11 protein-coding genes are annotated in these 11313 nt (G+C 53.7%); 3 read left to right on the top strand and 8 right to left on the bottom strand.

Translation table 11 applies throughout. The features are described 5' to 3' along the window. Window positions 1-277: 277 nt before the first annotated feature. From AB4124_RS32305 to AB4124_RS32295, 3 genes are all read right to left on the bottom strand, one after another. Window positions 278-1312 carry a dienelactone hydrolase family protein gene (locus tag AB4124_RS32305; RefSeq protein ID WP_441975310.1) on the bottom strand — a complete coding sequence of 345 codons (1035 nt, stop codon included), beginning with the start codon at window positions 1310-1312 and terminating at the stop codon, window positions 278-280. A gap of 84 nt (window positions 1313-1396) precedes the next feature. Further along, window positions 1397-2293, bottom strand: a complete 897-nt coding sequence (locus AB4124_RS32300) for an anti-sigma factor (RefSeq protein ID WP_441975309.1) — start codon at window positions 2291-2293, stop codon at window positions 1397-1399. Continuing rightward, window positions 2268-2873 carry an RNA polymerase sigma factor gene (locus AB4124_RS32295; RefSeq protein ID WP_441975308.1) on the bottom strand — a complete coding sequence of 202 codons (606 nt, stop codon included), beginning with the start codon at window positions 2871-2873 and terminating at the stop codon, window positions 2268-2270. Before AB4124_RS32295 ends, AB4124_RS32300 begins: the two co-directional genes overlap by 26 nt. Before the next feature lie 230 nt (window positions 2874-3103). Between AB4124_RS32295 and AB4124_RS32290 the strand changes: the two genes are divergently transcribed. The 3 genes from AB4124_RS32290 to AB4124_RS32280 are packed head-to-tail and all read left to right on the top strand — an operon-like array spanning window position 3104 to window position 6364. Continuing rightward, window positions 3104-4267 (top strand): COG1470 family protein, encoded by a 1164-nt coding sequence (locus AB4124_RS32290; RefSeq protein ID WP_441975307.1) that lies wholly within the window; start codon window positions 3104-3106, stop codon window positions 4265-4267. A 5-nt stretch (window positions 4268-4272) separates the two neighbouring features. Further along, the gene (locus AB4124_RS32285; RefSeq protein WP_441975306.1) at window positions 4273-5295 is read left to right on the top strand and encodes an ABC transporter ATP-binding protein; all 1023 of its coding nucleotides are present in this window, start codon (window positions 4273-4275) and stop codon (window positions 5293-5295) included. Continuing rightward, the gene (locus AB4124_RS32280; protein ID WP_430112596.1) at window positions 5261-6364 is read left to right on the top strand and encodes an ABC transporter permease; all 1104 of its coding nucleotides are present in this window, start codon (window positions 5261-5263) and stop codon (window positions 6362-6364) included. Before AB4124_RS32285 ends, AB4124_RS32280 begins: the two co-directional genes overlap by 35 nt. An 84-nt stretch (window positions 6365-6448) precedes the next feature. On the opposite strand, the gene AB4124_RS32275 is transcribed toward AB4124_RS32280, so the two are convergent. The 5 genes from AB4124_RS32275 to AB4124_RS32255 form a co-directional block, all read right to left on the bottom strand. After that, complete coding sequence (locus tag AB4124_RS32275) at window positions 6449-7258, bottom strand: alpha/beta hydrolase (RefSeq protein ID WP_430113137.1); 810 nt, start codon at window positions 7256-7258, stop codon at window positions 6449-6451. Between the two features lie 71 nt (window positions 7259-7329). Next, window positions 7330-7647, bottom strand: coding sequence for a cupin domain-containing protein (locus tag AB4124_RS32270; RefSeq protein WP_215157421.1), 318 nt, complete (start codon window positions 7645-7647; stop codon window positions 7330-7332). Window positions 7648-7824: 177 nt separating this feature from the next. Continuing rightward, window positions 7825-8943 carry a hypothetical protein gene (locus AB4124_RS32265; RefSeq protein ID WP_441975305.1) on the bottom strand — a complete coding sequence of 373 codons (1119 nt, stop codon included), beginning with the start codon at window positions 8941-8943 and terminating at the stop codon, window positions 7825-7827. Window positions 8944-8958: 15 nt separating this feature from the next. After that, window positions 8959-10398 carry a family 43 glycosylhydrolase gene (locus AB4124_RS32260; RefSeq protein WP_430113136.1) on the bottom strand — a complete coding sequence of 480 codons (1440 nt, stop codon included), beginning with the start codon at window positions 10396-10398 and terminating at the stop codon, window positions 8959-8961. Window positions 10399-10417: 19 nt separating this feature from the next. Continuing rightward, a complete protein-coding gene (locus tag AB4124_RS32255) occupies window positions 10418-11296 on the bottom strand; it encodes a carbohydrate ABC transporter permease (RefSeq protein ID WP_071222846.1) in 879 nt (292 codons plus the stop codon). Window positions 11297-11313 lie beyond the last annotated feature (17 nt).

Genomic DNA, 11313 nt, shown 5'->3' with positions numbered 1-11313 from the left:
CAGCCGTACAGAATATGAAGAAGATGGCGATCCACCTGGATCGCCTGGAAAACAGGGGGTAATCCCCTATTTTCCCTTTTGATGTGACCACTTGATATGTAAGAAACCCTGTACTTTGAAAAAAGTACAGGGTTTCTCGACAATCTGAGGGACTCCTGATGATTCAGGAGTCCCTTTTTGTTCTCTTTCACTTGTACCCATAGTCTCTTGCGGCCCATACGTGCGATGCCCTGTTACAATTAGTGCCTGATCAGAAACGGCTAGGGAAGAGTACCCTTCACAAATCCAGGCTGCTTAACCGTTCAAACAACCAGTCGTAAGAATATCGACCGCTGATTTCATGTGCCCCGGGGAACAGATCGGTTTGCAGCTTCTCCTCCGCACCGGTGCGCCGATATGTTTCCCTGAGCTCATGAGCTGCGGCTTCAAAGCCCGCAGCCGGGAATATCCGATCATGGGTTCCCGACTCCAGAAACAAAGGTCTAGGTGAGATCAGCCCCATCCATTCCGGCAGCTCGGCATGGTTGAGCATGCCGGGGATGTAATTGCATACACAGTGCTGCACCGCCATAATGCTGTCCTTAAAAGTATTGGGATATCCCGCAAGCACGGCAGCCCGAATCCGTTCATCCAGCGCCGCGCTCAAAAACGAGATAAACCCGCCTCCCGAAAAACCCATGATGCCGATTCTGTCAGCCTGAACCTCCGGGCGTTCGGCCACATACTCCAAGGCCTTCAGCGTCTCGGCTACGCGGAGACCAGCGAGCGTCTTGCCATGCATCATCAACTGGGTGGACAGCCGGTGGCAGGAATTCGGGGCATCCGGATTCCGTACGAGATCCGCCGCAAGGCGACGCTCACCGAAACCGGCTATATCCGGAGCGATCACCACCATGCCCCGCCGTACCAACTGGACAGCGAAATGCCGATGTAAACCAGATGCATCAGGATGGCTTGAGCCGTCCTGCTTCAGCCCTACAATCTCCCTGCTGCCATAGCCATGACCATGAACAGCGACGGCTGCTGGCATCGGCTCCCCCTGATTCCCATCCGGAATTAATACATACGCCGCAAAGGATACGCCCGGTACGGCGGATAACTCCACCCTCTCCCGAATATATCCGTCACACGGCTCCTGTTCGAGCAGCACAGGCTTATGCCTGTCATTGGATTCGAATTCGCCGATCAATTGCCGAAGCGTCTGCTTTAAATACCCTTTGCACTCTTCGGCACTCATGGCAGCCTGCCTGTCTTTCGTTCGTCCCATTGTCTCGTTATACATGGACTCCAGCAAAGCATCTGCGCGCCACATCCCGTACTCACCGCCTTCGATTTACTCACTGTTTTTTAGATAAGGTGTTCCCTTGGATAGCGCATTTCCCTGCATATCGGGGCATCAAGGCCCCATATTCACCAGGACGGCTTCGGGCCCGGTCGGTCTCCGGCTCCCCCCTTTGGGTTCCATGCTCACAACAATCCGCTTCGCTTTCCCCGCTCCGAAACCGTAATAATAGCTCTTTCCCTGCGGGCCCTGCACAAGCATAAAGCCCGCGCTCGACAGCCGATCCTCATCCTGAAGCCACACCTGATAGTCTTTTTCCTCCAAGGAATGCAGGCCGTTCACAACGATCAGCATTTCTCCCGAGCCGCGTTTCAGCCACACCGAGCCGCTGCCGTAGAAAGGCTCAACCGGCTGTATGACATACCGCTCGGTATCCTCGCTTTGCATATCGGCAATCCGCTGGCTCACCGTATGTTCGAAGGCCGCATGGGTCTGAGCGTCGTTTCCCTTCAAGGTGAATAAACCGGCTATCAACAGGATGAACAGTGCTCCGGATATCGCCTGCAATGCAACATGCTTCCTGATTCGGATTTTGCTTCGGAAGGACCGGATATAAGCCGCAAGCAGGAGCCTGCTGCGCAGTCGTTTGGGAGGCATGTGTCCATCCGCTGCTTGATTCTTCATTGACTCCCGAATGTCCGTCTCCGTACCTGCAGGCTGAGTCGATCCGACAAGCGGTTCGCTACGAATATCACCGCTTCGAAACAGCTCCTGCTCGATTACATCGGATTCATGTAATGGCGTTGCGATACCTTCTGCTCCCATAAGGTCGGCCCATTCCGCCGCTGTCCCGAAACATGTCTTGCATTCCTTAAGATGGTGCTCGATATTCATCCTCTCCGCGTACGGCAATCGCTTCATAACGTAATCAACAAGCTTCTCCTCGGGATATAACGGGCAGTCAAATTTGTCTTGAGCGAAACGCTCATGGTCTTGCTTTGAATGTTTCATGCTGCGAGCTCCCCCCTTCCTTCCCGTTCATCGCATCCAGCCGCCGTCTAACATTGTGGATGCCGTACCGGATTAAGGATTTGACGGTTCCGACAGGCCGGTTTAACAATTCCGCCATTTCCCGGTGGGAGCGCTGCTCGACGTAGCTTCCGTAAACCGCCATCCTCTGAAGGGGCGGAATGCCCTGGAGCGCCTCCTTTACCTGCTCCAGCTCCAATCGGCGCAAGGCGGCCAACTCTACCGATTCCTGCTCTTCGCTCCATGCCGTTTCCGGCAGCGCCTCTTCGATCCATTCGGCTGCAGCCGTGCGCTTCCGCTTGCGCAGCCGATCCATCGCCCTGCACCGTGTTCTCACGGCCAGCCAAGCCTCAACGCTTCCGCGTGCAGGATCATACTGATCCGCCTTATGCAGCACTTCCATAAAGATATCCTGGCATACATCCTCCGCCTCGGCCGGATCCTTGGTCATCTGCAAAGCCAGCCGGTAAACCAAGCGGACATTAGCATCATAGAAGTGCCTGAATGCTGCGGTCGAACCTTCTGCAATCTCCTCCAGCCACATCGCAGAATGATCGTTCATCCTGACTCCCCCTAATCTGTTCTCCTCTCAAATCATCATGATGGCCTGCCTTTCGCACTGCCATTTTCGATTCAATATTTTAGCAAACGCTCCTTGTCTTTTGAATAAACCGGGGCACTTTTCAGCTTCCTTTAATGAATTTTTTAGCTAATTTTAATCTTTCCGATAAATCCAAACCCGGTGCTTCCAACGTACTCATTATGAATCCATAAATTAGGAGGGGTAGTGTCATGAAATTGCTTAGAAAGAGAGCAAAGCAGCTGAACCTGCTGCTCTTGTTCATCCTGGGTACTTATTTGTTAAGTGGAGGTAATACCGCGTTCGCGGCGGGGGAAATCACCTTGTACACACCGTACACCTCGATTTCCGTTCCGCCGGGGGAAGTCATCAATTATCCCCTTGAAGTCAAAAACAATACGAGCGGCGTCATTACGGTTCCGCTCCAAATCAACAGCCTGCCGAGCGGCTGGAGCACCAAGCTTAACGGCGGAGGCTGGCAGCTGAAGGAAGTATCCGTGAAGCCAGGTGAATCGGAATCGGTGTCCTTGGAGGTTACCGTGCCGCTCAAAGTAGATAAAGGCACCTACCGGTTTCAAGTAACGGCGGGATCCATGACCAGTCTGCCATTAACTGTCGATATTACGGAAAAAGGAACCTATCAGACCGAGCTCACAACCGATCAAGCCAATCTGGAGGGGCATGCTGATTCCACGTTTACCTACACGGTGAATCTGCAAAACCGAACTGCCAATAAACAAAACTATGCTCTGCAGGCCGATGCCCAAGCGGGATGGGACGTTACATTCACGTCCGGCGGCAAGCAGGTATCCTCCGTCGAAATCGAAGCGGGTGCAAGTCAATCCATTACTGTCGATGTCAAACCGCCTGCCGAAGTGACGGAAGGCACCTTCTCCATTCCGATCCGCGCCTCCAATTCATCGACATCCTCCGAGCTTGCGCTGGAAGCTGTCATTACGGGCTCTTATGGGCTGCAGCTTACAACACCAAGCGGTTTGCTCAGCACAAACGTCAATGCGGGCGGCAGCAAAACCATCGAGCTGCTGGTCAAGAATACGGGGACGGCACCTCTCTCGGATATTAATCTTAGCTCCGATACGCCGGTGGACTGGGAGGTAAGCTTCAATCCGAAAACAATCGAAAATCTTCCCGCAGGCAAATCCACAACGGTAGAAGCCAAACTGACCTCAAGCGACAAAGCCATTGCGGGTGATTATGTTACCAGCCTGAAGGCCGCCGCGGCTGAAGCAAGCTCCGACGCCCAATTCCGCGTAGCCGTCAAAGGCTCCATGCTGTGGGGCTGGATCGGCGTGCTCGTTATTGTTGCAATTCTGGGAGGCATCTATGTTCTCATTCGTAAATACGGAAGGAGATAACCTTGATGGATACGGTCATTGACATTCACGAATTGACGAAGAGCTACAATGAAACGAAGGCGGTGGACCGTTTATCCCTCCAAATTAAACGCGGCGAGATTTTCGGTCTGCTCGGCCCGAACGGTGCGGGCAAATCCACCACCATCCTGATGCTGCTCGGACTCAGCGAACCGGATTCAGGAACCATTAACGTGCTTGGCCTCAATCCGACAAGAGAACCGATTCCGGTCAAGCGGCGGGTCGGTTACCTGCCTGATGACGTTGGCTTTTACGAGGACCGAACCGGGCTCGAAAATCTGATGCTTACGGCACGGCTGAATCGAATCCCCGATTCCCAAGCCCGGGAGAGGGCACTGGAGCTGTTAGAGCACGTTGGGCTCACGCATGCAGCCCATAAGAAGACCGGGGCTTATTCCCGCGGAATGCGACAGCGGCTCGGACTTGCGGACGTCTTGATGAAATCCCCGGAAATCATCATCCTGGACGAACCGACCTTGGGCATCGATCCAACAGGTATGGAGGAGCTGCTGCGTTTGATACGGAAGCTAAGCCGTGAGCAGGGCCTTACCGTACTGCTATCGTCCCATCAGCTGCACCAGGTTCAGCAGATTTGCGACCGCGTCGGCCTGTTCGTGAGGGGACGGCTGCTCGCCGAAGAGGATGTCGTGGGGCTGTCCCGGACCCTGTTCGCGGATGATCCGATTAAAATCACGGTGGAGCTGGATGAGCTACGGCCCGAATTGCGGGATGAGATCAGCACCATCGAAGGGGTTCAACAGGTCGAGGTACCGTCTGTCGAAAGCGATACAGCTGAGCATGCGGACACCCGGATCAGAAACCTTCCGGCTAAGGTTCTGATCCGGGCCGATAGGGATTGCAGCCCCGAAATTGCCCGAACGGTAGTGAATGCAGGTGCCCAGCTGTTCTCTCTGAACCGCCAGCAGTATGGTTTGGACGAAATCTACCACCGTTATTTTGCAGGAGGTGATGAGCATGGCAGAGCGAAGAGTGCTGAGCGTACAGGGTAAGCTGGCTGGCATTGGCCGCCGGCTGCAGTCCTTCTCCGAAAACACAAAAAAAACATTTTCCAAGCGCACCAACAGGCCAGACCAAACGGCGACAGTAGAAGCAGTCAAACCGTCCACGCCTTCAGCCTTCGGCGTACTGGTCCGTAAAGAGATCGCGGACCATATCCGGAGCTGGCGCTTCATTTTACTGCTGGGCATCATTGCCTTAACATGCGTGGCTTCGCTATATACGGCAATGAACAGCATCCGTGAAGCCCTCGGGTCGGAGAACGGGGTCGATGATTTTGTCATCCTGAAGCTGTTCACCCTCTCGGACGGCACCCTCCTGACCTTCATCGGGTTTGTCGGTTTCCTAGGTCCATTGCTCGGAATCGGCATGGGCTTTGATGCCATCAACAGTGAACGGAACAAAGGGACGCTCAGCCGCATCATGGCCCAGCCGATTCACCGCGACGACCTGCTCAATGCCAAATTCGCCGCCTCCCTGATCGTGATCAGCATCATGTTTATCACGCTCGGGCTGCTGACCATGGCGCTGGGCACCCTGATTATCGGCATACCGCCAACCTTCGAGGAATTTTTGAGAACCATCAGTTTTCTGGTCGTGACCATATTTTACGTTGGCTTCTGGCTGAATCTGGCCATTATGTTCTCCGTAAGATTCCGCCAGCCTGCGACTTCCGCCCTGTCAAGCATTGCGGTTTGGCTGTTCTTCAGCTTCTTTTTTGATATGATCCTGCGATTGCTGGCGCGGGGATTGGCTCCGGATTCTGCCTCAGCCACGGTCCATGATGTCATGAGCTATCAGAATCTGATGCTCTGGCTTGGCCGGCTGTCGCCATATACCCTGTTTAATGAGGCAACGAGCACTCTGCTGATGCCGTCCATCCGCAATCTCGGACCACTCACACAGGAGCAGGTGTACGGCGCCATCGCTAGTCCGCTGCCCTTTGGTCAAAGCCTGCTGCTCGTCTGGCCGCAAATTACCGGACTGACCGCAGCCACGCTGATCTGCTTCGCCATCTCTTACGTCCTGTTCCTCCGACAGGAGATTAGAGGCCGGTCCTGATCTTTAGGTTATACGAACAAGCTCATCTGATGATTTTTCAGATGAGCTTGTTTTTTTTCATGAGTTCAATTTAGCTGCATCCGTCTACCTTCCCTGAACGACCGCTTGCGACAGGAATCCGATCTTCTGCAGCCAGTCTGCGCACAGGCCCGTCCATTGTGAAACACTGGCATCTTCTTCCGCAAGACCAAGGCCATGCCGACCCTCCGGGAAAACATGAAGCTCAAACGGGATGCGCTGCTCGCTTAGCGCTTTGGCATACATCAGGCTGTTCTCGACAGGAACCGCGCCGTCGTCCGCGGTATGCCACAGAAAGGAAGGAGGGGTCTCCGGTTTCACCGCAAGCTCAAGCGACAACGCATTTCTCAATTCTTCCGGCGGATCCTCTCCCAACAAATTGGTCATGGAGCCCTCATGGTAATAATCCTTAAATGAGATGACCGGGTAACAGAGAATGGAAGCGTTCGGACGGGAGCTCTGCCGGTCCACAGCATCCACGGCCTCCGGATTTCCTTCATCGAAATGAGTGCTGGCACTCGCTGCGAGATGTCCGCCTGCCGAGAACCCGAGAATTCCAACACGGTCCGGATCGATGTTCCAATCCTTGGCGTGATGTCTTACAAGCCGGATGGCACGCTGAGCATCGCCTAGCGGATATGGATGGCGATAAGGGGCAACACGATAATGAACGACAAAGGCCGATAGCCCAATTGAATTCAGCCACATGGCAATCGGATCACCCTCATGATCTGCGCGCCGCTCGTAACCGCCGCCCGGAAGCACAAGCACGGCTCCGTGGGGCGTTTCATTTTGTAATAGATAAGGTACGATGTAGGGTGTGAATTTCTCTTCCACCGACTCATGTCCGGGAATATCCTGTTCCCAAAGCTTCATCATATCCATTCCTTTCTGTCTTCATCTCAAGTCTGTTCATTCATTTCTACATTTCCTTCAGCCTTAAGCACTCAGAGACCAAGCAAATCCAGTCTCAGCGGTGTAAACGTATCCAAAAGAGCGGAGGGTTCCAGTGCTTTTACCCCATGCTCCGCTCCGCCGGGAATGACGATGGTATCTCCCTGACGCACCAGAGTTGTCTCACCGTTGATATAAAATTCGATGGCGCCCTTCAGACAGTAACTCATCTGCTCATGGGGATGGCTGTGCAATGCACCTTCCGCCCCTTCTTCAAAATGCACCTCCATCATCATTAGCCCGGTTCCGGGTTGAAACACCTTCCTTGTTACCCCGGGCTCCGCTTGTTCCCAAACTCCGATTTCCGCCATGATCCTCCTCCTCTGCTAATCCAAGTACCGAATTTTCGCGTTCATCGATTCATTAAATTAAAAACCTTCATACTTCTTCGCCGGAGGGTCTATGTATTCCTATTATCCATGTCATAAAAATTCAGAGAATCATCTCGGCTGATTGATTCTATACATTTAGAGGTCATGACTCGTAAATCATATCCCCGTATCTGCTCGTAAAGATGAGAACACAGAATCGGAAATATCCAGCTTTCGTTCCTGCAGCCCCCCGAGCTCACGGAGTGAATAGCGGATAAGAATCGCCTGCGTTCCGGCATTCATGTCCCCTTCGACCTCACCCTTGCCCAGTGAAACCGCCTCCGGCATGTCAGGATAATACTCACCTTGCTTCACTTGGGCCACATTCGGTGCCGGCGGGGAATGAGCGATTTCCCTGGAAAATCCGCCGTCCGCCCGCTTGAGCCGCGCCATATTCCGTAAGGTGATTTCCGCGATCTTCAGAACGTCCTCTTCCGGGATGCGCAGCTTCATCGAGGTCAGGAGGCTGATCGGGTTCCGGATATAACACATGTCAACGGCCTTCTCGTTCCGCAGAGCGTGCAGCAGGGAACGGTATATTTCCGGCGTCCGCGGCAGGGGAGCCTGAAACCGGTTATAGAATGTCAACAGCTTGAAGGTTCCCGATATTCGCACATAAAGGGTGCCTTCACCCCACAACCCTGTCACGGGGTCTTGTATACTCGCAAAATAAGACAGAGCTTCAGATAAGAACGGCTCCCGATCTGCAGGCGTCATCTGATTTAAATAGGGGGCCGAGTTACACAGCCGGTCGCAGCCGCGCCAGCTGTTCGCAAGACTGATCGAACGCAGCCACTCCGCATAAGCCTCAGGAGAACGGCAGTATGCCGGAGCCATATTCCGATTGCCCGGCAGCGGATGCAAAGGGGCTGCACCCAACTTTCGGAGTGCTCCTACGCTGTAACCAAGTGCACGTCCCACCATCACATCGTCTTTTCTCATCCTGGGATCGGCATCATAGAAATACCCCGCCCTAGGGTCTTGCTTCGACTGAAAAAAACGCACGATGCCCGTCTTAATATCTTCGGCCAGCCTTTGCTGAAGCCCGCAGCGCTCGATAATGCCCAGTGCTTGCGCCGTCGATTCGATGTCCGGCGTGAACGCATCAGAATCCCTTGAACTGCGGGCATAATAAAAGCCGCCGGAAGCAGCGTCATATTGTCCTTCGAGCCATTCGAAGAAACCTTCAAACAGCCCGTCGCCACCCGTCAGAATGTCCTCTAATCTCTTTGTCATGCCCGATCCCTTCTTTCAGCTGCTTATGACGTTATATGAAAAATTCCGAAAAATCACCCTGCCTTTACCGACGGCATCCAGTCCGATGCGGAGGCTCTGAAACCCGCCAAACGTATTGTGATGGAATCCTGAAACATCCGCCACTTTGTCATACCGGAGCCATTCCACCCCATCGAAGCTGTAATAGAATGAAACGATATGCGCATCGTTAACCAACCGCAAAAATGCCCTGCGCCGATCATTCGGCATCGTGCCGTAGCCCTTAAATGACCGGAAATGCCGGACCCCACGCTCGTTGACTCCCATCCCGAGATATGCCGCATCGTTATAATAGAGCAGCAGGCGGCCTTCTGCCGGACCTTCCACGATGATCTCGGCCTCTGCTGAATAACGCTTATGGCCTGCCATATAGAGCAGTGGAGAAGCTTTTGCCTCCTCGGATGCTGCCTCGGCTACCAATTCATGATTCCTCGGATGGAACCGGGCGGAAGGCTCCACGCCTTCGCACTGCCAATGCAAACCCAGCTCAGTTCCAGAAAAGGTATCCCTGAATGTAACACCTTGATTCACAGCATTGATTTCACCTTCATCATGCGGCCGATCGTACTCGCCAATAAGTCCCTCACGACCTTCTGCAGCACGAAACCATCCGTCTGAAGTCCATTCGATCGGTTCGAGCAAGGTCTGCCTGCCCAGCGAATGGAACCCGCCCGCGTAAGCATGGTAGACCATCCACCACTGGCCGTTCGGGGAGTCTATCAACGAGGCGTGTCCTTTGGACCACCAGGGCTCATCACTGGATTCCGTATGAACAATCGGGTTGTACGGAGAGTGCTCCCAAGGTCCCCATGGCGTTCTGGATCTTGACGACACGGCCATATGACTTGTGGGCGGTCCAGCTGTCCCCCCAACTGCCACCGTCAGATAGTAATATCCATCGTGAACGGTAATCTTCGGCCCCTCCAGACTGTAAGCCTCCACGACCCAATCGTCCGGATACCGCCAGCCGTTATACACATGTCTGACTTCACCTGTAACCGCGAGTCCGTCCGCCGTTAGCTCTACAAAATCACCGCCCGACATATGCAAATAACGCTTTCCGTCCGGTCCTACCGTGTGCCCCGGATCAATTCCGTTGATCCCCAAATGAATCGGTTTGCTCCACGGTCCCGTCGGACTGGATGCCGTTACGACCCAGTTCGTTCGCGCTGCCGGATAATAAATATAATACATGCCGTTATGAGCCACGAATTCCGGCGCCCATACGTCCCCCTCGTATTGGGGCAATGCTGCCCCAACCCGGCTCCAATTTAGCAAATCACGCGAATGCCAGATGACGAGACCTGGCGTCAGCTTGTAGGAGGAATGTGTCATGTAATAATCCTCGCCAACCCGGATGATCGACGGGTCGGCATAATTGCCAGCAATGATCGGTGCACACTGTTTCTTTTCCAACACGATCCCTCGCTCCTCTCTATCCCTTGATTGAACCCAGCAGCGCACCCTTCGCAAAATGCTTCTGCAGGAACGGATATACGCACAGAATCGGCAGTGTGGCAATGACAATGACCGCCATCTTCACCGTCTGCTCCGGCGGCCGGACAAATTCGTCCATGCCGGAGGTGTCTGCCGCCAAACCGCTGGCAAGGATGACGATCTGCCGCAGGATGACCTGCACGGGCCATTTGGCCGCATCATTCAAGTACAAAATCGCCGACATATACGTGTTCCAGTAGGTAACCGCATAAAAGAGCGATATGGTCGCAATAGCAGGCATCGACAGCGGAATCACGATTCGGAACAGGATGCCCCAATCGCCGGCCCCGTCGATCTTCGCGGATTCCTCCAATCCCTCAGGCAGGTTCTGAAAGAAGTTACGCATGATGATGAGATTGAATGCATTGATCGCCGTCGGGACAATCAGCGCCGCATACGTATCGATCAGCCCCATCTCCTTCACCACGAGAAACGTTGGGATCATTCCGCCGCTGAACAGCATCGTGAACAGAACCATGAACATGATGAAATTACGGCCATCCAGATCCCTGCGCGACAGCCCGTATGCCATCAAGCAGGTTAACAGCATGCTGAACAAGGTACCCAAAAAGGTGACGCCCACGGAAACGCCAAGCGAGCGAAACACCGTATTGGTTGAAAACACATATTTGTAAGCATCAAGCGACCATACGGTCGGAAACAGGACAAACTGCTTCTGCGCCAGCTCCGTCACGGTTGTGAAGGATCCGGCGATGACGTGAAGGAAAGGCAGGATGGTAACCAGGCCAATGATCAACAGCAGCGTATAGTTCACGATATCGAAGATTCGGCTCGATATCGTTTTATCTTGTACCATAGCGGTCCACCTTTCTG

Source organism: Paenibacillus sp. 2KB_20 (assembly GCF_052115765.1).
Lineage (GTDB): Bacteria > Bacillota > Bacilli > Paenibacillales > Paenibacillaceae > Paenibacillus_AQ.
This window is presented reverse-complemented; position numbering and strand designations above follow the sequence as displayed.